Raw genomic sequence first — 20,603 nt, forward strand, 5'->3', positions numbered from 1 at the left:
GCCGACGGCGCCGAGCTGCTGCAGCTGGGACAGGGTGTCGACGACGCCCCAGACTTCGGCGATCTTGCCCTCGGTGAACCGGATGATGAAGATCTCTTCGTACACAACGGTTTTGCCGGTCGGTGCCAGCCCGCGGTAGTCGCCGAGGTGCGTCCCGGTCACGGTCTGGCGTGCGGCGAGTTTGTCATGGTCGACGACCATGTCGTCGACCATGACGTGAATGTCGGGGAAGGCGCGCAGGAGCAGCGTCCAGATGCGTTTCATGATGTCCGGCCCGGAACCTACGGCGAGCGGGGAGTGGACCACGGCATCGGGGAGGAAGACATCGTCGATCGTGCTCACGATGTCGTCGATGTCTCCGCTGTTGCAGCTGCAGTGGAATCGTTCGAACGTCGCGACATTGGTGCTCGTGGGTGTCGTGGACATGGACCCTCCTTGCGATGTGGCGCAACGGTTCGCGAGCCCACCGGGCACTCAGCCTGCGTCGCCGGTGCGGTCTGCCAGCCCCAGCCTCAGGTGCTCGCTGTGATAGACGGCTTCGTCGAGCAATTGCGCGACGTGGTTGTCGTACAGGCTGTAGACGATGCTGCGGCCGCTCCGGGTGCCGGTCACCAGTCCGAGATTCCGCAGCAGTCGGAGCTGATGGGAAACGAGCGACTGCTCGAGGCCGATCGCGTCGGCGAGGTCGGTGACGGAGCGGGCGCCCTGGCGTAGCTCGGTGAGGATCATCAATCGGCTCGGAGTGGCGAGCGCCTGCAGGGTCGTGGCGACCTGAGCCGCGGCGTCAGCGTCGAGCCGCCCGGTGGGGCGGTCACGCCCCTCGACACCATGTCCCACGTTTGTAGTGTACTAGGGCACACACATGAAGACGTATTCATTTGTTCTGATAACGTTGACTGCATGTGTTTGCGAGGTGCGTCATGGCGACGGTGACCCAGACCGCCCGGCCGGCGCTGTCCGGCGCGGCGGTGGCTCCGTCACGCCGCGGGTGGTTCGACCTGTCCGAAATGCGCTGGGCTGCACTGGCTTTGGCATTGTTCCTGGCGGGGTTGGTGCTGCAGCTGGCCGGTGGGCCGACCTGGTCGTGGTGGGCGCTGTACCTGGCCTGCTACGTCACCGGCGGCTGGGAGCCGGCGCTGGCGGGACTGCAGGCGCTGCGCGAGAAGACCCTCGACGTGGACCTGCTGATGGTCGTCGCGGCGATCGGCGCCGCCTCGATCGGCCAGGTCACCGACGGTGCCCTGTTGATCGTCATCTTCGCGACGTCGGGCGCGCTGGAAGCCCTGGCCACGGCGCGGACCGAGGACTCGGTGCGCGGCCTCCTGGACCTGGCGCCCGACACCGCGACCCGGTTGTCCCACGACGGCGAGCACGTCGTGCCGGCCACCGAGCTGGCGGTCGGTGACGTGGTGCTCGTACGGCCGGGGGAGCGCATCTCCGCGGACGCCACGGTGATCGACGGCGCCAGTGAGGTCGATCAGGCGACCATCACCGGCGAACCGCTGCCGGTCGACAAGGCCGTCGGCGACGAGGTCTTCGCGGGCACGCTGAACGGCACCGGGGCACTGCGGATCCGGGTCGACCGGCGGGCCGCCGACTCGGTCGTGGCGCGCATCGCGGCGCTGGTGGAAGAAGCGTCGCAGACCAAGGCCCGCACCCAGCTGTTCATCGAGAAGGTCGAGCAGCGCTACTCGATCGGCATGGTCGCCGTCACCCTCGCGGTGTTCGTGATCCCGCTGCTCGCGGGCGACTCCGTGCGGGAGGCGCTGCTGCGGGCCATGACCTTCATGATCGTCGCATCCCCGTGCGCGGTCGTGCTGGCCACGATGCCGCCGCTGTTGGCGGCGATCGCGAATGCCGGGCGTCACGGCGTGCTCGTCAAGTCTGCGGTGGTCATGGAACAGCTCGGCGCCGCCACCCGCGTGGCGTTCGACAAGACCGGGACGTTGACCCGCGGGACTCCAGAACTTGCGGAGATTCGGCTGCTGACAGGTGATTTCACGCAAGATCAGGTGCTGACACTGGCCGCGGCCGCCGAGCATTCCAGCGAGCACCCGCTGGGTGCGGCCATCGTCCGTGCGGCCAAGGTGCGTCGACTCGTCCTGCCGCGAGCCGCCGATTTCGCCGCCGAACCGGGCCGCGGCGTACGGGCCGTCATCGACGGACACACCATCACCGTGTCCTCGCCGTCGGCGGACAGCGCCGACGCGGCAGCCCAGATGGAGCAGCGGGGTGGTACGGCGGTCGTCGTGGCGGTCGACGGTCGCGCGGTCGCGGTGTTGGGCCTGACCGACGAACTCCGTCCCGATGCCCAGGGTGCCGTCGCCGCCGTCACCGCGTTGACAGGGCTGGCCCCGGTCCTGCTCACCGGTGACAATGCCACGGCGGCAGGACAATTGGCCGACCGGGTGGGTATCGCCGAGGTGCGTGCCGGCCTGCTGCCGCACGACAAGGTGGCTGCCGTCCGGGACTTGCAGGCCGACGGTGGGCGGCTGGTCATGGTCGGTGACGGCATCAACGACGCGCCCGCGCTGGCAGCCGCGCACCTGGGCATCGCGATGGGCGGCGCTGGTTCGGATCTCACCTTGCAGACCGCGGATGCCGTCATCATCGGTGATGACCTGCGCACCGTCCCCGCGGTGATCGCGCTGTCGCGGCGCGCCCGCCGCGTGGTGATGGCCAACCTGGCGATTGCCGCGACTTTCATTGCCGTGCTGGTGGTCTGGGATCTCGTCGGCACTCTGCCCCTGCCGCTGGGCGTGGCCGGCCATGAAGGCTCGACGATCATCGTCGGGCTCAACGGGCTGCGGCTGCTCCGGCGGGGTGCCTGGCGCGCGGCTCAGTCCTCGTAGGGGACGAACTCGTCCTTGCTGACGCCGCAGACGGGGCAGACCCAGTTGTCGGGGAAGTCTTCGAATGCGGTGCCGGGCGCGATCCCGCTGTCGGGGTCGCCGTCGGCGGGGTCGTAGATCATGCCGCAGCGCACGCAGATCCACAGCTGGGCGGTTTGGGTCTCGGTCATGGTGTGTCCGTTCGGAGAAGTGGTGTGGTCAGGGCTCGACGTGCGCCGGGGCGAGGCTGAAGCGGTTGGCCCGCCCGAAGGTGCCGAAGTCGTTGAAGCGGACACCGTTGGCGCGCAGTACTTTCTGGCAATCGTGCTTGATCGCCTCGCGGAGGTAGAACGGGTCGCGCACCAGGAAGTGGTGGATGGCGTGGGTCTCGCCGAAGTTGAAGCACAGGGCGTGGAAGGGCTTGAGCCACTTGGCCGTCCACACCTGGGTCTGCTGCATCACGTTGTGCTTCTCGACGTCGCCGTAGTAGTGCATGTTGGAGCTGACGAAGTGCAGGCAGAACGTGCGCACCGCGTTCGGCGCCAGCAGCGTGACGGCCACGAAGTCAAGCGCCGTCACCCAGCTGCCGGAAATGCTGCTGCCGGTGACGAATTCGTAGACGTGCACGCCGATGAACAGGTGCCACAGCGTGTAGTGGATGGTGCCGAGCGGGAAGTACAGTGCGAGCGTCTTGGCGGCGAGCTGACGCGCTTCTTCGGGGGAGCGGGCCTCGTGCTTGATGTAGGCGGTGACGATGGCGCGCTGTCGGAGTGGCTTGGTGTAGATGCCGAGCATCGAGTCGAGCAGGCTGAGCAGCCGGTGGCTGCCCCAGCGTTCGCCGTTGGTGATGCCGCGCTCCTCGAGGTCGGAATCGGTGCCCGAGACCTCGTGGTGGTGCAGGTGCAGCGTCCGCCGGAGCCAGGGGTTGATGGTGCTGGGCCGGAAGAACCAGACCCCGAACATCATCGCGTTGTGCACCGGGCGGTTCTGCCGGAAGTACATGGAGTGGATGAGGTCGTGTTCCAGTTCGTGCAGCAATGACAGCCAGAACGCGGTGATCAGGATGGTTGCGTACCAGGGCAGGATGCCGGCCGCGTAGAGCGCGGCGTCGACGAGTACGCCGGCGATGGACGCCAGGAAGATCGCCATCCCGACGCCGTCCTGGTGTGCGGCGAGGAACGGATGGCGTTCGCGCCAGCCGTTGCCGATGCGGATGAGCTCGCCCCGGATCGCGGCGATCCGGTCGCGGTCCTCCTCGGCCAGGTTGCGCTCGCCGGGTAGGCGGGTTGCGATACGTGCCATGATTTCTCCATTCAAGTTAGAGAACGAATGTTCCGTAAGGTATGTTTGCCGATATGGCGAGGTCAATAGCTATAGTTGGTTTCGTGACAGGCAACACAGAGAACAAACGCTCTCTATCTGTCGAGGCGGACTCCGGCAACGGGCGGGATCGGCATGGGCGCCGGACGCAGCAGGAGCGCCGCGAGCACACCCGCCGCGCGTTGATGACGGCGGCGCTGGAACTGACCGGCAGCGGATCGAGCTTCGACGCGCTGAGCCTGCGGCAGCTCGCCAGTAAGGCGGGTGTCGCGCCGTCGGCCTTCTACCGCTACTTCCAGTCGCTCGACGACCTCGGTCTCGCCGTGATTCACGAGACCTTTCGCACGCTGCGCGAGATCATGGGCGAGATGGCCACTCTCGACATCGATTCGTCCGGCGGCGCCATCCACGTCGGGGTGCAGGCGCTTCGTGGCGTGGTCTCGCGCGACCATGCACACCTGGCGTTCCTGGCGCGCCAACGTGCGGCCGGTCATTCGGTGCTCCGGCGCGAGATTCGGTCGGAAATCCGTTTGTACGCCAGCCAATTGGCTACCTACATGGCCCGGTTCGAACCCATCCGGTCGTGGAGCGTCGGGGATGTCGAGATGCTGTCGAGCATGTTGATGGCCACCATCCTCGCCGGCATCGATTCGATGCTCGAGGTCATTGCGCGCGGGCTCGACGAAGAGACGACGGCGCGTGATCTGGATGCGGCGGCCACCATGCTCGAGCGCCAGATCCGGTATCTGAACGTCGGTGCCTCCGCGTGGCGGAGCGACTGATCACCCGCGGCCCCGAAACACTTTGACCACCAACAGGAGTGACATGACATTCTCACTACAACTCAGCGATGACGTCATCGAGGTGCGCGACTGGGTGCACCAGTTCGCCGCCGAAGTCGTCCGCCCTGCCGCCGCGGAATGGGATGAGCGGGAGCAGACGCCATGGCCGATCATCCAGGAAGCGGCGAAGATCGGGCTGTACTCGCCCGAACTGTTCGGCACGCAGGCCGCCGAACCGAGCGGGCTCGGCATGCTCACCGTGTTCGAGGAGCTGTTCTGGGGTGACGCCGGCATCGCGCTGTCCATCATGGGTACCGGTCTGGCCGCGGCGGCCTTGGCGGGCAACGGAACTCCCGAACAGATCGGGCAGTGGCTGCCGCAGATGTTCGGCTCGGCCGCGGACCCGAAGGTCGCGGCGTTCTGCTCATCCGAGCCCGACGCGGGCTCCGACGTCGGGTCCATCCGGGCCCGGGCCCGCTACGACGAGGCCACCCGGGAATGGGTGCTCAATGGCACCAAGACGTGGGCCACCAACGGCGGCATCGCCAACGTGCACGTCGTGGTCGCGTCCGTCTACCCGGAACTCGGGTCGCGCGGCCAGGCCAGCTTCGTGATCGGGCCGGACACCAAGGGGCTGTCCCAGGGGCAGAAGTTCAAGAAGCACGGCATCCGGGCGTCGCACACCGCCGAGGTGGTGCTCGACAACGTGCGGCTGCCGGAGGACGCGATCCTCGGCGGCCGGGAGAAGTTCGAGGCCCGGGTGGCGCGGGTGAAGTCGGGTGCGTCCGCGGGTGGCCAGGCCGCGATGAAGACGTTCGAGCGGACCCGCCCGACGGTCGGGGCGATGGCGGTCGGGGTGGCCCGGGCGGCGTACGAGTACGCCCTCGAATATGCCTGCCAGCGTGAGCAATTCGGTAAGAAGATCGGCGAATTCCAGGCCATTGCCTTCAAACTGGCGGACATGAAGGCCCGCATCGACGCCGCCCGGCTGCTGGTGTGGCGGGCCGGCTGGATGGCGCGCAACAATGTGCCGTTCGAGAACGCCGAGGGTTCGATGGCCAAGCTGGTGGCCAGCGAGACCGCCGTGTACGTGACCGACGAGGCGATTCAGATTCTCGGCGGCAACGGGTACACCCGCGACTACCCGGTCGAGCGGATGCACCGAGATGCCAAGATTTTCACCATCTTCGAGGGCACCAGCGAGATTCAGCGGTTGGTCATCTCACGGGCGGTGACGGGCCTGACGATCCGCTGAGTCAGGACTCGTCGACGCGGCCGGTACGCCGAGACCACCATCAGGGGAATCAGACGAGTTCCGGCACCCTCAGGTGAGCGATGGCCAGTTCGAACTCGCAGATGTCGACCAGGCTGCCACCCAACTCGGCGAGCTTTTCGGTCCGCAGCGCACTGGCCTGTTCGCGGTTGTTGTCCAGCGCCGTGGCGCTGTCGAACGTCACCGACGAAACGGCGCGTCCGGACGGCTTGTCGAGCAGGAGGCTGGCACTGCAGAACCCCTCGAGTTTCTCCAACGGCGGCAGGACCAGCGTCCGGTAGAAGTCGGTGAGGAGGTCCGCCTGATGGGGCTCGACGGAGAACCAGGCAACGCGAAGGCAGGCACTCTCCGGTGAGCGGTGGTGGCGGTGCAGCGCCGCCACCTCCCACTCACTGATCTCCTTGCGGGTCCCGTTCAGCAGCTCTGCCGCACGTTCACCGAGGGGTCGGGCGGCGTGCGCCGTCAGGTGCATCACTGCCTCGGACTCCCAGGAGCTCGTGGCGATGCACCGGCCCAGGCGCCGGTCCACCAGCAGCGACATCCCCGCCGCCCCCAGTTCCTCCAAGGCCGGGAGCACGGTGTCGCGCATGTACGCAATACCGGCGTCGATCGACGCCGGCTCGGCCTGAAACGTGGTTGAGCGTGCGTACACCAGGCGCTCCTCGGTTGCGGCAGCGCCCCGTGGCGCTGCTGGTTCTCCCCACAGCGTCCCTTGTCAACCCCGATGGTGTACGGACTTTGCCGGAATCCACAGGTTGCGTTAAGGAGCGACAACTGCGGCGCCGAACCAATGGCAAAGCAGCAGTGCGGGTTCCATGTCCACGCGGACTTATTCGGTCGCTCTGCCGCGACGCGCGATGGCGAGCTGGGGCGCGGTACTTCACCGAGTTGACGTGCAGGTGCAGCTCGTGGGCACTGGAATCGAACCTCGGGTTGGTCCGCACGTACCCGCCGGGAGGGTCGGGGCACCGCTCATCGCTGTCGGGATGAGGCGGGCGTGGCCATGGGCCTGGCAAACTCGCACGCGGCCACGTTCTCGGCGCGGTGGTCGGCCGAGGCGGTCCGCTCCGCGCTGCCGAGGGATGAGCGGGGCGATGCGACTGGCGGAGTCCTGCGACGCCTGCCGGCTCCCGCGCCCCAGCGGCGGGCTATCTGGGAATGCGGGCGCGACTCGCGACTGATTGAATCGTCAATTTGTTACTGGCCGGTGGCGTAGGCCAGGGTGCGCGCACGTGCGGGCGCGGCGACGTGCGGCAATGCCGCCGAGTGGACAGCGGCCGCGGCGGCGGTGCGGCGGGCGTTGAACCAGCGGACGCCGGCGGCGCCGACGACCAGCAGCAGCGGCCACAGGCCGATGGCGAAGAGGACGATGGCGTCGAAGATGAAGGCGGGCTCGAACATGACTGTGCTCCTGGATTGGTGAAATATGTTTGTTCCGTTGATATTTGGTGTTTTCTCAACGGGAAAGCCGATACCAGAACGGTACGGCGCGGGCGCGCGGCGACCCAGGTACCGCCGAGACAATCTTTTGGCGATCTGGCCCGAATCGTTGTCCCTGAGGAACAAAGGGGCAGCAATTTTCCGCGGGTGGCCCCCATTCCGGCTCGCCGCGCCGACAATTGAAGGTGACGGCAGCAACCGAACCGAAGGCCTCCGACGTGTCCGAACCCGACGAAACGCAACGTGGCGTCGCGACCGGCATCGTCGCGGAGCTCGAAGCCGAGGGCTTCTACGGCGCCGAGCCGGTCGGTCGCGGGGGATTCGGCGTCGTCTACCGGTGCCGCCAGCCGTCGCTGGACCGCGTTGTCGCGATCAAGGTCCTTAACGCCGACTCGGACGACGTCGACCTCGAGAACTTCGAGCGTGAGCAGCGGGCCATGGGCCGGGTATCAGGTCATCCCAACATCGTGCCCGTGCTGCACAGTGGCCTGACGTTCACGGGGCGCCCGTACATCGTCATGCCGTATCTCGGCCGGAACACGCTGTCGGCATGGATCCGGCAGCACTGCCCGCTGGCCGTCGGGGAGGCGCTGACGGTCGGTGTCCGACTGGCCGGGGCGCTGGAAACCGCGCACCGCGCCGGTGTGCTGCACCGAGATGTCAAGCCGCCCAACGTACTTCTCTCGGCGTACGGGGAGCCGCAGCTGTGTGACTTCGGCATCGCCCGTATCGCGGGCGGTCGGGAAGCCACCATGAACGTGTTCGTCGGATCCCCGTCGTACACCGCGCCGGAATTGTTCGAAGGCGCGACGCCGACGGCCGCCGTGGATATCTACGGGCTGGCCGCCACCATCTTCACCCTCATCAAGGGGGAGCCACCGTTCCCGTTCCAGAAGGGAGAGAATCCCATCGCGTTCGCCCGGCGGGTCTTCGCCGGACCGGTGCCCGACCTGCGTGCGCACGGGGTCGCCGACCCGGTCTGCGCCGCGCTCGAGCAGGGGCTGAACGTCGATCCCACGCAGCGCCCCGCAACGGCCGCGGATTTCGGCGAGTTGTTGCGGGCCGCGGGTGCGCGCATCGGGCTGAACATCGCGGACGTCCCGCTGGAGCTGCCGGAAGTCCACTACGACGGGGCCGAATCGTCGCCGGACACCGGCGGACGCTCCACCGGCGGCATCGGACTGCGGACCGACGGTTCGGGGCGATCGACGTATCCGCCCAGTTCACCGGCCAGATTCCGGCCGCCGACGTTCAGCCGCCCGCCGGTACTTCGGCGCCGCATCCTGGACCGCCTCGGCTCCGGGCGCAGGCCGAAGCTGGTGCTCATCCACGGGCCGGCCGGCTACGGCAAGACGGTGCTGGCGACGCAGTGGGGCGAGACGCTGGTCCGCGAGGGCGTCCCGGCGGCCTGGCTGACGGTCGATGCCGACGACGACAATGCCCTCTGGTTCGTGGCGCACCTGATCGAGGCGGTGCGCGTCGCGATACCGGCACTTGCCGATGTGCTGCAGCAGGAATTCGACGAACGGCCCGACTCCGCGCTGCCCCAGGTGCCCAACCTGTTGATCGACTGGCTGCACGCCCACAAGCAGACGTTGGCCCTGCTGATCGACGAGTGGCATCGCGTCACCAGCGCCGACAGCCAGGACACCCTGGCTCACCTCCTGGAGAAGGGCTGCCACCACCTGCACCTGGTCGTTGCCAGCCGGACCGGCACCGGCCTGCCGCTGGGCACCCTCGGCGTGCAGGGTGAACTTGTCGAGATCGACGCGTCGCTGCTGCGCTTCGATCTCGCGGAGGCCCGGGCCCTCCTTGTCGACCGCGGCGGCCTGGACCTGTCCGGGGCCGTCGTGGCCGACCTGGAAGAGTCGACCGACGGCTGGCCGGCTGCCCTGCAACTGGCCTCGCTGAACCTGCGCGGCGGCGGTGACGCCGCCGCGCTCGCCGGCCGGCTCTCCGGGTCGGACAAGGTCATCGGCGACTACCTGACCTCCAACGTGCTGGACAGTCTGGAGCCGGAGCTCGTCGAGTTCCTGTCGGCGACGTGCATCACGAAACAGATCTGCAGCGGCCTGGCGGCGGCGCTCACCGGCCGTCCGCGCAGCCGGGAAATCCTCGAGGACATCGAGCGGCGGGACCTGTTCCTGCGGCGGACCGACCAGGACGGGACGTGGTTCCGCTACGCCAACTTGTTCGCGGACTACCTTCGGCACCGGCTGCGGCACGAGGACGAAGAACGTGTCGTGGAGTTGAACCGAACGGCCGCACAGTGGTTCATGAAGCACCGGATGTACAACGACGCCGTCGATCACTGGCTGGCCGTGGGTGATGACGAACAGGCCGTCGACGCCGTCGAGCAGGTGTCCCCGGATCTCCTCGAGCAGTGTGAACTCATGACGCTGCTCGGTCTGGCGGCCAAGTTGCCGCCGCACCTGGCCGAGGAGCGGCCGCGGCTGCAGACCAACCTGGCGTGGGCCAACGTCATTCTGCGCAGGCCGGCTGCTGTGGCCGACGCGCTGCAGCTGGCCGAAGACAACATCGACCTGCTGGGCGACGATGAAATCGATGACGTCCGTTGCGAATTGGACCTGCTGCGCGTGGTGATGGCCGGGCACGCCGACCACATCGATGCGTTCACCGAAACGGCGGCGCAGGCGTGTGTGGCCAGGACCGACACTTTGGCGCCGTTCGTGCTGTGCCGGGCGGCGTACACCCTGTCCTACGTCGCGCTGCGCAGGTTCGACTTCGACGGCGCATTGCGCTGGCACCGGTGGGGACACAAGTATCGCCGGGCCATCGCCGGGCCGATGACCGTCGGCTACGGGTATCTCATTGCCGCCCTGGCCGCCAACGAGGAACTCGACGTCGCCGGCGCCGAGGCGCACCTGCGCCACGCGATCAGGATCGCCCTGTTGCCGTCGGGGCTCCCGACCTACATCGCCAAACTCGCCGGGGCCCTGCTGGGTGAATTGCTCTACGAGCGTGGGCAACTCGACGAGGCGGAGGTCCTGCTCGATGACGCGGCCGCCCTCGGGGCAGAGGGCGGCATCGCGGACGTGATGCTCGCGACCTACCGCGCGGGCGCCTACGTCAAGTGTGCCCGCGGCGACACCGCCGCCGCCGAGCAGCGACTGTCGGAAGGTATCGGGCATGCCCGGGCGCTGGGGTTGCCCCGGTTGGAGGCTGGACTGGCGCTGACGCTCATTCGCGTCGCGGCATTGTCGGGCAACGAGATGGACAAGGCGCTGGCGCGGCGCGTGATGGCGCACGGTGTGCAGGACCTCGGTGAAAGTGGCGATCTGACAGCAGAATTCAGAGAAGACGCGCAAATCAGACTGCTACTGCTCGACGGGCAACCGGCGGCATCGGCGTCGGCGTGCGAGCGAGCTCGGGTCCGGCTCGACCATACCGACAAGCTGCAGCGGCCGCGGGCGCACCTGCTGGCCAGGATTCAGTATGCCCGGTGTCTCGCCGCAGCCGGGCGGGACGAGAAAGCGCGGTGGGTGCTGGCGCCGGCGCTGAAAACCTGTGCCGCGCTGGGATTGAGCCGGCTTCTCATCGACGAGGGCCCTGCGCTGCTGCGCGTCGCACATGATGTCGCGGTCGGCTGGGAAACCGTCGATGTCGCCACTGCGGCCGACATCAGCGACTTCGTCCACCAACTCGAGGCAACGTCGTTGCACCACGCCGGCTGATCCGCTGTCACCGCAGCCCGGCCAGCGACGCCGGCTAACCGTCCGGAGGTTCGGCTTCCTTGCTTATCCCGAGAACCGTCTGGACGACAGCATCGATACTGGGGATGTCGTCGAACCCGTCGGTCGCGGGGTGTGCGGTGTCGCTCAGCGCCGTTGCGATCACGTCCCAGGTGTGGCCTGCGGCATGTGCCGCATGGACAGCATCGCGCAGTTCACTCTGGGCCGCACGCAGCGCCTGATGAGCCGCGCTGATGCGCTCGATGTACGCGAGGTGCATCTCCTGCTTCTCTGCTGACATCTCTTCTGCTCCAAGCGTCCCCGAGGTGATCACCGATTCGGGCGCCGAAGCTGAGTTTGTGTGCCAAATCCAGCCCAGATCTGGCACACAAGCTCATGCTCGTCAGCTCAACCGGGAAGGCCGGGCCCTCCGGCAGTCACCTCACTGTCCTTTCCTTTACCACTTGTGCGATTCAGGGTAGCTTATCTATGGCAACTGACATAGATTTCGATATAGCACTGGTACATGATTCAATGCAAGTAGTGGAACAGGGAAGCTCATGAACGATGCAGATCGCCGGCCGGTGCCGCCGAGCGCAGGACCCGCTGCCGCGGGCCCGGCATCCAATCATGCGGTGTACGGGATCACGGTAGCGGCGGAACTGTCCGGTGCGCCAACACAATCACTGCGCCTATGGGAGCGTCACGGGCTCCTCACTCCGGCGCGCACCGACGGCGGCACCCGCCGCTACAGCGCCGACGACGTGGCCCGGATCGGACGGATCGTCGACCTGGTCGCCTCGGGCGTCAACATCGCGGGAATCAGCAGGATCCTCGAATTGGAAGACGCCAACAACGCGCTGCGCAGCGCCGCCGATCGGCGCAACCGCTCGAAGTGACGGTCGGCTGATCAGCTCGGTTATCGTGCCCGGGTTTTCGGCGCGAGACCTCGGGTGGCGGGCCCTTCCAGGAGCCGCCCGTCCGGTGCGAACCGCGAGCCGTGCAGCGGACACTCCCAGGCCCGGTCGGCGTCGTTCCACCGCACCACGCCGCCCAGGTGCGGACAGATCGCCGACACGGTGTGTTGTTTTCCGTCGACCAGGCTGTCGGCGCGTAGCTGCCACGGGAGCCCGCTGACCACCCCGCCGCCTTCGCACAGGCCATCCGGCGACGCGGAGATCGGCGTGATCCAGCCTTTGGCCAGATTGAGTCCGACCTCGAGATTCGCGCGCAGGGCGGCGGTCATCCCGCGCAGCTCGTGCGGACTCCAACTGTCGAACGCGCGAGCCCACTCGATGTGGCCGCCGAGCATCTGCGCGGCCAGGACCAGCGCTGCCGCGACGCCATTGGTCAGCCCCCACTTGTCGAAACCCGTTGCCACCCGGATCTTTTCGTAGCCCGGGAGTAGTGGTCCGACGTACGGCAACTCGTCGATGGGCGAATAGTCCTGGGCCGACCAGAAGTGCGTCGGGTGGGCACCCGGGTAGTGCAGTTCCGCCCACTTGGCGAGCTCGGCCACGTCGTGCGCTGGCGCGTGGGCACGGCCCACCGGATGGCCGGCGCCACCGACGATGAGCTTCTCACCGCTCGCGGATGGCGCGTAACGCACCGACCGGGTGGGCGAATCGACCGAGATGAACATGCCGCCCGTCGCCTCGCGCGTGATGTCGAATGCCACACAGTAGGAGCGTTTCGCCGTCAGCCGCGCGAAGAAGCCGCCGCGGTCCAGGATCGGCGTTCCGGTCGCCAGGATGCACCGATGCGCCGTGACCGACATGTTGGAGCCGGCGGTGTCGACCGTCGGATGTGTGGCCTGCAATGCCACGCGCACCAAGCCGTCGTCGGCCACCGACAGCGCGCGGACGCCCTGTAACAGTGTGCCGCCGTGGCTCTCGAGTTCCACCGCCAGACTGTTCAGCAGGGGCATCGGGTCGAGCTGCGCCTGTTCGGGTAGCCGCACGCCGCCATGGAACGGGAACGGCACATCGGCGGAGTCGACCCACTGCGCTTGCGTCAATCCCGCTTCCTGGCAGGCGCTGAACGTGTCGCGCGCCGTGGCGACGCCGGAGAACGTCTGGGCGTAGGCGTGGTCGGCTTCGGCCTGCCACGGGATCGCGTGGTTCTCGCAATGCCGCACCAGCCAGTCACGCCCCTCGGCGTTGCCGCGGACATAGTCGCGCAGCACATCCGCGTTGTGCTTCGCGGCGATGCGCGCCAGCTTGCTGCCCTGCAAGACGCTCAATTTGCCTGTGGTGTTGCCGGTCGTGCCGGCACCCACATGCCGTGCCTCGACAACCGTGACGTTCTTGCCCGCCCGGGCCAGGAGCACGGCAGTGGTCAGCCCGGTGATGCCGGCGCCGATCACGACCACGTCGGCGGGCGACGCCATGTCGGTCGACTCCGGCGCCGGCGCCGGGGGCGAGGACGGCGACATCTCACGGTCGGCCAACCACAACGAGGTCAGGTGGCAACCTTCTGGAGGTCCGGTCACCGCCATGCCTAGCCGGCCATGAATTCGGCGTAGGCGGAGGCCATTTCGGGTGACAGCACCGTCACGTTGCACCGCTGCTGAGTGTCACCGATCGGCGCCAGAATTCCGCGCAAATCCTGATACTGCTGGGGGTGGGCCGTGAAGTAGGCCCGGAGGTTGGCCGATGCCACCGGCCGCGGCTGCGAATAGGACGCCACCACAACCTGATTGGCATCGGGATGCGCTGTCAGGTAGTTGCTGGCCGCACCGGTGGCCGAACTGACGGTGTTCGCAACAGATTCCGGGCTGCAGTCGGTTTCTGCAATGGCGTTCGCGGGGGTGATCAGGCTCAGGCAGGCCGGTACGGCGGCCAGTACCGGGATCAGACCCGCGAGTCGAGTTGAAAGCCTCATAACATGTCCTCCTCGGTGTTTCGTTGCCGACTGGACGCAGCTCAGCCGATACGGCTGGACGGCATCCGCCAGGCGTCGGTCGTCATATACCCGCGGTGGCGAATCTGAACCCATCGGCTTTTGCTGTCTCTCATCCACAGTGCGTGTTTCAACGCACCGGAGCGGGTATTCAGCCACCGTCGGTCGGATCCGATCGCGACGCCCCGCCGGAGTGGCTCAGACATCGCCGTCGCTCTCTCCGGTCCACAGATCCGGGCGCCCGGTCGCTCCGTACTGGCACCGCCGGGACGGTTCAGCCGCAAACAGGACCGTCCCGGCCACCATGTGTGGGGACGACGCCGGTCCGGTCAGCCGCGCGGCAGCGTCGCGTGGGGGCGGAACGGCCGGGTCGGGGGTTCGTCGGGCCGCGCCGCGCGCATGCGGGTCGTGGGTTGCTCGGCGATAAACTGTTGGGGCGGACCGAGTTTCGTCGGCCGCCGCTCCGGCCGGGCCGACTCCCGTTCGGTCAGCAGACCACGGGCGATGCGCTCGAGCGCGCTCTGGACATGGATGCGCTCGGGCACGCCCTGGAATTCGTCTGACTGCGTGAGGGTTTCGGTGATCCAACTCGTGATCACGTTGCGGGCCGCACCCACCTCGGCGGAACCGGCCGGCGTCAGCGAGTATTCGGTTCCGGAGTGCGTCGCGAATCCGGTGGCCACCAGGCGATCGAAGGTCGGTTCGAGGACCTGACGTGGCACCCGTCGATCGTCTGCGATGTCGAGCAGATCCGCGGCCCCGGTCACTGAGGCATAGCGGTAGATCAGCATCAGTGCCCACAGTTGCGCCGTCCCCAGGCGGCTGTTCGTGGTGCGGGCCACGGCTTCGAGATCGATGCCGTTGCTGCGCTGCAACAACCGGCCGACGGCGACTTCGATGAGTTTCTCCGGCGACTCGGTGGTCGGCATGCCGAAGCCCTCGCCCATGTCGGTGCTGCCACTGGCGGCAGCGTCACGCAGCGGCACCTGTTTGAGGAACAGCGCCAGGACGAAGCCGACGATCGCGACGGGCGCCGCCAACAGGAACACCTGGCTCAGGGAATCGGCGTAGGCGTTGATGATCGGGGCGGCGGTGTCGTGCGGAAGGCTGTGCAGCACTTTCGGGGACGTCGCCGCGTCGGGTGGCGCGCCGCTCGATCGCATGGCCGACGGGACCCTGTCGCCGAGGAAGTTCGCAAACATCGAGCCGAAAATCGCGGCACCAAAGGAACTTCCGATGGTGCGGAAGAACGTCACACCGGAGGTGGCGACACCCAGGTCGGCGAAGTCGACGGTGTTCTGCACCACGAGAATCAGCACCTGCATGCTGAGCCCGATACCGGTGCCGAGGATCAGCAGGAACAGTGACTGGGTCAGCGTCGAGGTGTCGGCGTCCATCCGTGACAGCAGCACGAACCCCAGCGCCATGATGGCCGTACCGGCGATCGGGAAGATCCGGTATTGCCCTGTGCGGCCCACGATCGCGCCGCTGCCCAGCGAGGTGACGAGCAGACCGGCCACCATGGGCAAGGTCCGCAGCCCGGACGCGGTTGCCGAAACACCGTCGATGAACTGCATGTAGGTCGGCAGGAACGTCAGCGCACCCAGCATCGCAAACCCGACGACGAACGACAGCACACAGCACACCGTGAAGACCGGGTTCGCGAACAGACGGATCGGCAGAATCGGTTCGGGCGCACGGCGTTCCACCATGACGAAGCCTGCGATGGCCACGGCCGAGGCGACGAACAATCCGATGATCGTCGCCGAGCCCCAGGCATACGTGGTGCCGCCCCAGCTGGTCGCCAGCGTCAGGCCGGCAGCGCCGAGGCCGACCAGCACGATGCCCGCGTAGTCGACGACGGGTCGCCCGGCGCGCGCCAGTTCGGGTATGGCAACTGCCGCGATCCCGATGACCACCACCGCCACCGGCACGTTGATCCAGAACGCCCACCGCCACCCCAGATGGTCGGTGAACAGCCCGCCGAGCAACGGGCCGACGACGGTCGTGACACCGAACACCGCGCCCAAAGCGCCTTGGTACTTGCCTCTTTCGCGCAGCGGGATGACCTCACCGATCACCGCGACGGCCGTCACGGTGATGGCGCCACCACCCAGGCCCTGCAGTGCCCGCGACGCGACGAGCATCCCCATCGATCCCGAGAGCCCACACAGGACCGAGCCGGCCAGGAACAGCAGGATCGCGACCTGGAACACCTTCTTGCGGCCGAAGATGTCACCGAGCTTGCCGACCACCGCGGTCACGATCGTCGAGGCGAGCAGGTAACTGGTGACGACCCAGGACTGATGGCCGGCGCCGCCGAGGTCGGCGACGACGGTCGGCAGGGCTGTCGCCACGATGGTCTGGTCGAGCGCGGCCAGCAGCATCCCGAGGACGACGGCCAGGAAGACGAAGTTGCGCTGGCGGATACCGGGAGCTGCGTCCGGCACCTCAGCGGGGTTCTGTGTGGTCATGGCTGTCATGAGCCGGCTGACCTCAGGTCTGGGCCGGACTGCTCGCCAATGCCTCGGTGATGGCCTCGCAGAACGCCGGTAGATCGGAGGGCGAACGGCTGGTGATGAGATTGCCGTCGATACACACTGCTTCATCGACGACGGTGGCCCCGGCGTTACGCAGATCGGTGCGCACACTCGGGTAGCTGGTCACCTTGCGGTCGCGCACGACATCGGCCTCGACGAGGGTCCACGGGCCGTGACAGATGGCGGCGACGGGCTTGCCGGAGCGCACGAAGTCGCCGACGAACGCCACCGCGGTGTCGTCGACCCGCAACTTGTCAGGGTTCACCGTGCCGCCCGGCAGGATCAGCGCGTCGAATGCGTCGACGCGCACCTCACCGACGGTGCGGTCCACCGCGATGCTGCCCGCCGGTTCGAGGTCGTGATTGCGGGCCTGGATTTCACCGGCCTTGATCGACAACACCTCGACGGCGCCGCCGGCCTCCTCCACCGCGGCGCGCGGTTCCTCGAGCTCGACTCTCTCGACCCCGTCGGCGGCCAGGATGGCGATCCGGCGGCCTTGCAGTTCCTTGAGCACGTGGCTGTTCATACCCCCGCAGCCGTCGCCCAAACGTGGCCGGTCACGCCGTCAGCGCAGTTCTGCGATGACCTTCGCGAAGGCCTCCGAATGCTGTTGCTGGACAATGAAGTAGCTCACCCCGTAGCGATCCCGCAGGTCGCGGATCCGGTCGGCCATGTCGGTGGTGCTGCCGCTGAGGGCGCCCGGTGTCGCCAACAACTCGGCGTCGCTGAGGTCGGGCTGGAAGCGCCGGGTCATGGACAGGTTCGGTATCCCGGACCCGTCGGTCGGCACCGCGGTGATGGCCAGGTTCAGCTCCAGCTCATCGAACCGGTCGCCGGCGGCGTTGCGCACGAACGAGATTCGCTCAGCGAGCGGGTCGTGGTCGGGGGACGGCGGGCCGCCGCCGGTCAGCCCGATGATCTGTGCCTGCTGGGCGGCGACCGTCAGCAACTTGTCGCCGGCACCGGCGATCATCACCGGCACCTCGGGCAGGTGGGTGCGCAGATACGAGGTGACGTGCGCGGTGTACTCCACCCGTTTCCCGGCACTGGGGAACGGCAGTTCGGCGGCATCGAACTCTTCCTTGACGTACCCGGCACCGAGGCCCGCCTCGAAACGTCCCTCGGTCAGGTCGCGCATGGCCGCGATGTCGCGGGCCAGCAGCGCGGGCTTGTAGAAGCACGCGTTGAACACGAAGGTGCCCAGGTGCAGCGTGCTGCTCGCCGCGGCGGCGGTCGCCAGCACCGGAAACGGCGCCGGAGCGCCCAGATGGTCGGGCACCAGGAGGACGTCGTAGCCGAGGTCCTCACCGCGGCGCGCCGCCTCCTGGACCGCTGACCGGCTGTCGGTGTGCCGCAGGCCGACGCCGAAACGGAAATCTCTCGTCATGGGTTCGACCTTACGGACGCGCGGGGCGTGCACGCCGGTGCAAACTGCAGGTGTGCGCCCCAGACTGACACTGACCGCGGTCTGCGTGGTGGTGTTCATGCTGCTGCTCGACATGACGATCGTCGCCGCGGCGTTGGCCGACATGCAGGCTGCCCTGCACGCGCCGCTGTCCGGATTGCAGTGGGTGGTCGACGCCTACGCCCTGCCGATGGCCGGATTGCTGCTCACCGCGGCGACGGTGGGGGACCGGCTGGGGCGGCGGCGGTTGTACCTCGGTGGCCTGGTGGTGTTCATGTTCGCGTCGGCCGGGTGCGCGCTCGCCCTCAACATCGATGCGCTCAACGGGCTGCGGGCGGTGCAGGGCGCGGCCGGCGCGGTGCTGCTCGGGGTGTCGTTGCCGATGCTCGCGGCCGCGTTCCCCGATGCGCGGCAACGGGCGGGCGCCATCGCGGCATACGGCGCGGCGATGGGGGCGGGCGGCGCCGTCGGGCCGCTGCTGGGCGGTGCGCTCGTCACCGCGTACGGGTGGCCGTCGATCTTCTTGATCAACCTGCCGGTCGGCGTGGTCGCGCTGTACATCGTCATATTCGCTGTCCCCGAAAGCGTCGTCCCGCGGTCCCGTCCGGTCGACATCTGGGGCACGGTGGTGTTGACGGCGGCACTGTTCGCGGGCGTGTATGTGCTGATCGAGGGCAACCACTTCGGCTGGGGCAGCCCGATCATGTTGGGACTGAGTGCTTTCTGTGTGGTCGCGCTGGCCGCCTTCGGGCTGCGCGAGTCCCGCCTGGCCGAGCCGATGCTCGACGTGCGGCTGCTCGCCGGTCCCGGTTTCGCGGGTGTCTCCCTGGCCGCGTTCGCCGCGACCGGGACGCTGATCGCGTCGACGAACTACCTGGCGTTGTACTTCATGAACACGTTGGGGTTCAGTCCCTTTGGAGCCGGCTTGCGCTCGCTGCCGCTGACGCTGGCCATCGTCCTGGGTGCCCCGATGGCGATGGCCGCGGCGCGGCGGATACCGGTGGCCGCCACCATCCCGGCCGGCGTCGCATTGATTGCCGTGGGTATGTGGATGATGACCGCAGTAAACGCGAACACGACGTGGACGCACTTCGTCTCGGGGTCGGTCGTGGCCGGGTTGGGACTCGGCGGCCTGTCCGCGTTGACGTCGGACGCGGCGCTGCGCTTCGTGCCGGTGGCCGACGCCGGGATGGCGACGGGGACGGTCAGCACGGCGCGGCAGGTCGGGATTCTGGCCGGCGTGGCCGGACTCGGCGCGTTGTTCAGCCGGCACGCGGGCGACCTTGCCACGTCGCGGCTTTCCGCAGTACCGGGACTCGGCGCCGAAGCGCGCCGGCAGCTCAGTGACGGGTTGGCGGCCGGCGCCGGGTTGCGGGCGCTCGAGGTCGTGCCCGACAGGCTGCGCCCCGCGCTCGCGACGCTCGCACGGGAAGCCGGTGCCGCCGGCCTGCAGTCCGCGTTGACCGCCGCCGCGCTCGCCGCCACCACGGCCACGCTGTTCGTGGCGCTGCTCATCCGGACGGGCACCCGGCAAACAATCCGTGCAGAGTCTGTGGATTAGCCGAAGTTGCTACGGCCGCGCCGCAATGCGGATAGTTTCGAATCTTATGTTCGGCGCTGCTGTTCTCATCCCAGCGACCGATTCCGGCCGCTACAGCATCGTCATCTCCGACGACCCCGATGAGATCGAAGCGGCGCAGCGCCTGCGGTACCAGACGTTCGCCGAAGAGCTGGGGGCCGCACTGCCACAAGCGATTCGCGGACCGCGCACCGGCGAGATGATCGACATCGACCGCTTCGATGCCTACAGCGATCACCTGCTGGCCCGGGACGAACAGACCGGGGCGATCGTCGGCTGCTACCGGTTGCTGCCCCCGGACGGCGCGCGGGCGGCCGGCGGCATCTTCACCGACACCAACTTCGAGCTCGGTGCGGGCATCGACGCGTTGCGACCGTCGCTGGTCGAGTTGGGCCGGGCCAGCGTGCATCCCGACCATCGCAGTGGCGCGGTCATGGCGATGCTGTGGGCCGGCATCCTGCGCTACCAGGAACTCACCGGCTACCAGTGGGCGATCGGCAGCCTCTCGGTGCGCATGGCGGACGGCGGTTCGCGTGGTGCGCTGGTGCGCGGCGTTCTCGACCGGGCGTACCGGCAGCACCCGGCGCCGCCGGAGTTTCGCGTGACACCACGAAACCCGGTGCAGGTCAACGGAATACCGCTCGCTGAGCTGCCCGATCCCGGTCGGGTGCGGATTCCGCCGATGGTGGCCGGCAGCCTGCGGATCGGCGGCGTGATCTGTGGGGAACCGTCGTACGACCCGGAATTCGACATGGCCGACTTCGTGGTGCTGATCAATCGGGACATGGTGCACCAGCTCTACCTGGCCCGGCTCACCCGCAACCATGTCCAGACCTGAGA

Annotated in this window: 19 protein-coding genes; 7 read left to right on the top strand and 12 right to left on the bottom strand. The window is 67.9% G+C overall.

Features of this window, described 5'->3' with window-relative positions; all coding sequences use genetic code 11:
* Positions 1-426: ester cyclase (locus VXD91_RS18995; protein WP_346416114.1), on the bottom strand; the 426-nt coding region annotated here is incomplete at its 3' end.
* Positions 427-474: 48 nt separating this feature from the next.
* A complete protein-coding gene (locus VXD91_RS19000) occupies positions 475-837 on the bottom strand; it encodes a metalloregulator ArsR/SmtB family transcription factor (RefSeq protein WP_318987142.1) in 363 nt (120 codons plus the stop codon).
* 83 nt (positions 838-920) lie between these two features.
* On the opposite strand from VXD91_RS19000, the gene VXD91_RS19005 reads away from it, so the two are divergent.
* Entirely contained in the window at positions 921-2,852 is a 1,932-nt protein-coding gene (locus VXD91_RS19005; RefSeq protein WP_318987143.1) for a heavy metal translocating P-type ATPase, read from the top strand.
* On the opposite strand, the gene rd is transcribed toward VXD91_RS19005, so the two are convergent.
* Together rd and VXD91_RS19015 are read right to left on the bottom strand one after the other, a co-directional pair.
* Positions 2,840-3,022, bottom strand: coding sequence for a rubredoxin (gene rd / locus VXD91_RS19010; protein ID WP_318987144.1), 183 nt, complete (start codon positions 3,020-3,022; stop codon positions 2,840-2,842). The genes VXD91_RS19005 and rd overlap by 13 nt on opposite strands.
* Positions 3,023-3,050: 28 nt before the next feature.
* Positions 3,051-4,133 carry a fatty acid desaturase gene (locus VXD91_RS19015; RefSeq protein ID WP_318987145.1) on the bottom strand — a complete coding sequence of 361 codons (1,083 nt, stop codon included), beginning with the start codon at positions 4,131-4,133 and terminating at the stop codon, positions 3,051-3,053.
* Between the two features lie 83 nt (positions 4,134-4,216).
* On the opposite strand from VXD91_RS19015, the gene VXD91_RS19020 reads away from it, so the two are divergent.
* Complete coding sequence (locus tag VXD91_RS19020) at positions 4,217-4,933, top strand: TetR family transcriptional regulator (RefSeq protein ID WP_318987146.1); 717 nt, start codon at positions 4,217-4,219, stop codon at positions 4,931-4,933.
* A gap of 43 nt (positions 4,934-4,976) precedes the next feature.
* On the top strand, positions 4,977-6,188 hold the full coding sequence (locus VXD91_RS19025; protein ID WP_318987147.1) for an acyl-CoA dehydrogenase family protein: 1,212 nt from the start codon (positions 4,977-4,979) through the stop codon (positions 6,186-6,188).
* 49 nt (positions 6,189-6,237) lie between these two features.
* On the opposite strand, the gene VXD91_RS19030 is transcribed toward VXD91_RS19025, so the two are convergent.
* Positions 6,238-6,858: a hypothetical protein gene (locus VXD91_RS19030; RefSeq protein WP_318987148.1), complete on the bottom strand. Its 621-nt coding sequence runs from the start codon at positions 6,856-6,858 to the stop codon at positions 6,238-6,240.
* A gap of 545 nt (positions 6,859-7,403) precedes the next feature.
* A complete protein-coding gene (locus VXD91_RS19035; protein WP_318987149.1) occupies positions 7,404-7,607 on the bottom strand; it encodes a hypothetical protein in 204 nt (67 codons plus the stop codon).
* A gap of 224 nt (positions 7,608-7,831) precedes the next feature.
* On the opposite strand from VXD91_RS19035, the gene VXD91_RS19040 reads away from it, so the two are divergent.
* Positions 7,832-11,341, top strand: coding sequence for a protein kinase (locus tag VXD91_RS19040; RefSeq protein WP_318987150.1), 3,510 nt, complete (start codon positions 7,832-7,834; stop codon positions 11,339-11,341).
* A 34-nt stretch (positions 11,342-11,375) separates the two neighbouring features.
* On the opposite strand, the gene VXD91_RS19045 is transcribed toward VXD91_RS19040, so the two are convergent.
* The gene (locus tag VXD91_RS19045; protein WP_318987151.1) at positions 11,376-11,639 is read right to left on the bottom strand and encodes a hypothetical protein; all 264 of its coding nucleotides are present in this window, start codon (positions 11,637-11,639) and stop codon (positions 11,376-11,378) included.
* Between the two features lie 259 nt (positions 11,640-11,898).
* Here VXD91_RS19045 and VXD91_RS19050 point away from each other — a divergent pair, with 259 nt between their 5' ends.
* Positions 11,899-12,237 carry a MerR family transcriptional regulator gene (locus tag VXD91_RS19050; protein WP_318987152.1) on the top strand — a complete coding sequence of 113 codons (339 nt, stop codon included), beginning with the start codon at positions 11,899-11,901 and terminating at the stop codon, positions 12,235-12,237.
* Positions 12,238-12,257: 20 nt separating this feature from the next.
* On the opposite strand, the gene VXD91_RS19055 is transcribed toward VXD91_RS19050, so the two are convergent.
* From VXD91_RS19055 to VXD91_RS19075, 5 genes are all read right to left on the bottom strand, one after another.
* Positions 12,258-13,835 (bottom strand): FAD-dependent oxidoreductase, encoded by a 1,578-nt coding sequence (locus VXD91_RS19055; protein ID WP_346416115.1) that lies wholly within the window; start codon positions 13,833-13,835, stop codon positions 12,258-12,260.
* Between the two features lie 2 nt (positions 13,836-13,837).
* Positions 13,838-14,221, bottom strand: coding sequence for a heme-binding protein (locus tag VXD91_RS19060; RefSeq protein WP_318987154.1), 384 nt, complete (start codon positions 14,219-14,221; stop codon positions 13,838-13,840).
* Between the two features lie 347 nt (positions 14,222-14,568).
* Complete coding sequence (locus VXD91_RS19065; protein WP_346416116.1) at positions 14,569-16,713, bottom strand: MDR family MFS transporter; 2,145 nt, start codon at positions 16,711-16,713, stop codon at positions 14,569-14,571.
* Positions 16,714-16,735: 22 nt separating this feature from the next.
* On the bottom strand, positions 16,736-17,293 hold the full coding sequence (locus tag VXD91_RS19070; RefSeq protein WP_060999312.1) for a type 1 glutamine amidotransferase domain-containing protein: 558 nt from the start codon (positions 17,291-17,293) through the stop codon (positions 16,736-16,738).
* A 51-nt stretch (positions 17,294-17,344) separates the two neighbouring features.
* Complete coding sequence (locus VXD91_RS19075) at positions 17,345-18,166, bottom strand: TIGR03621 family F420-dependent LLM class oxidoreductase (protein WP_318987156.1); 822 nt, start codon at positions 18,164-18,166, stop codon at positions 17,345-17,347.
* 64 nt (positions 18,167-18,230) lie between these two features.
* Here VXD91_RS19075 and VXD91_RS19080 point away from each other — a divergent pair, with 64 nt between their 5' ends.
* Both VXD91_RS19080 and VXD91_RS19085 read left to right on the top strand, forming a co-directional pair.
* Entirely contained in the window at positions 18,231-19,745 is a 1,515-nt protein-coding gene (locus VXD91_RS19080) for an MFS transporter (protein ID WP_318987176.1), read from the top strand.
* 46 nt (positions 19,746-19,791) lie between these two features.
* Entirely contained in the window at positions 19,792-20,601 is an 810-nt protein-coding gene (locus tag VXD91_RS19085) for a GNAT family N-acyltransferase (protein ID WP_318987157.1), read from the top strand.
* Positions 20,602-20,603: the final 2 nt, after the last annotated feature.

Source organism: Mycobacterium sp. SM3041 (assembly GCF_039668335.1).
Classification (GTDB): Bacteria; Actinomycetota; Actinomycetes; order Mycobacteriales; family Mycobacteriaceae; genus Mycobacterium.

Excerpts from the sequence above, each read along its gene's own strand:
- VXD91_RS19005 (WP_318987143.1), top strand. The coding sequence starts at position 921 with ATGGCGACGGTGACCCAGACCGCCCGGCCGGCGCTGTCCGGCGCGGCG.
- rd (WP_318987144.1), bottom strand. The coding sequence starts at position 3,022 with ATGACCGAGACCCAAACCGCCCAGCTGTGGATCTGCGTGCGCTGCGGC.
- VXD91_RS19015 (WP_318987145.1), bottom strand. The coding sequence starts at position 4,133 with ATGGCACGTATCGCAACCCGCCTACCCGGCGAGCGCAACCTGGCCGAG.
- VXD91_RS19025 (WP_318987147.1), top strand. The coding sequence starts at position 4,977 with ATGACATTCTCACTACAACTCAGCGATGACGTCATCGAGGTGCGCGAC.
- VXD91_RS19035 (WP_318987149.1), bottom strand. The coding sequence starts at position 7,607 with ATGTTCGAGCCCGCCTTCATCTTCGACGCCATCGTCCTCTTCGCCATC.
- VXD91_RS19045 (WP_318987151.1), bottom strand. The coding sequence starts at position 11,639 with ATGTCAGCAGAGAAGCAGGAGATGCACCTCGCGTACATCGAGCGCATC.
- VXD91_RS19050 (WP_318987152.1), top strand. The coding sequence starts at position 11,899 with ATGAACGATGCAGATCGCCGGCCGGTGCCGCCGAGCGCAGGACCCGCT.
- VXD91_RS19055 (WP_346416115.1), bottom strand. The coding sequence starts at position 13,835 with ATGGCGGTGACCGGACCTCCAGAAGGTTGCCACCTGACCTCGTTGTGG.
- VXD91_RS19060 (WP_318987154.1), bottom strand. The coding sequence starts at position 14,221 with ATGAGGCTTTCAACTCGACTCGCGGGTCTGATCCCGGTACTGGCCGCC.
- VXD91_RS19065 (WP_346416116.1), bottom strand. The coding sequence starts at position 16,713 with ATGACCACACAGAACCCCGCTGAGGTGCCGGACGCAGCTCCCGGTATC.
- VXD91_RS19075 (WP_318987156.1), bottom strand. The coding sequence starts at position 18,166 with ATGACGAGAGATTTCCGTTTCGGCGTCGGCCTGCGGCACACCGACAGC.
- VXD91_RS19085 (WP_318987157.1), top strand. The coding sequence starts at position 19,792 with ATGTTCGGCGCTGCTGTTCTCATCCCAGCGACCGATTCCGGCCGCTAC.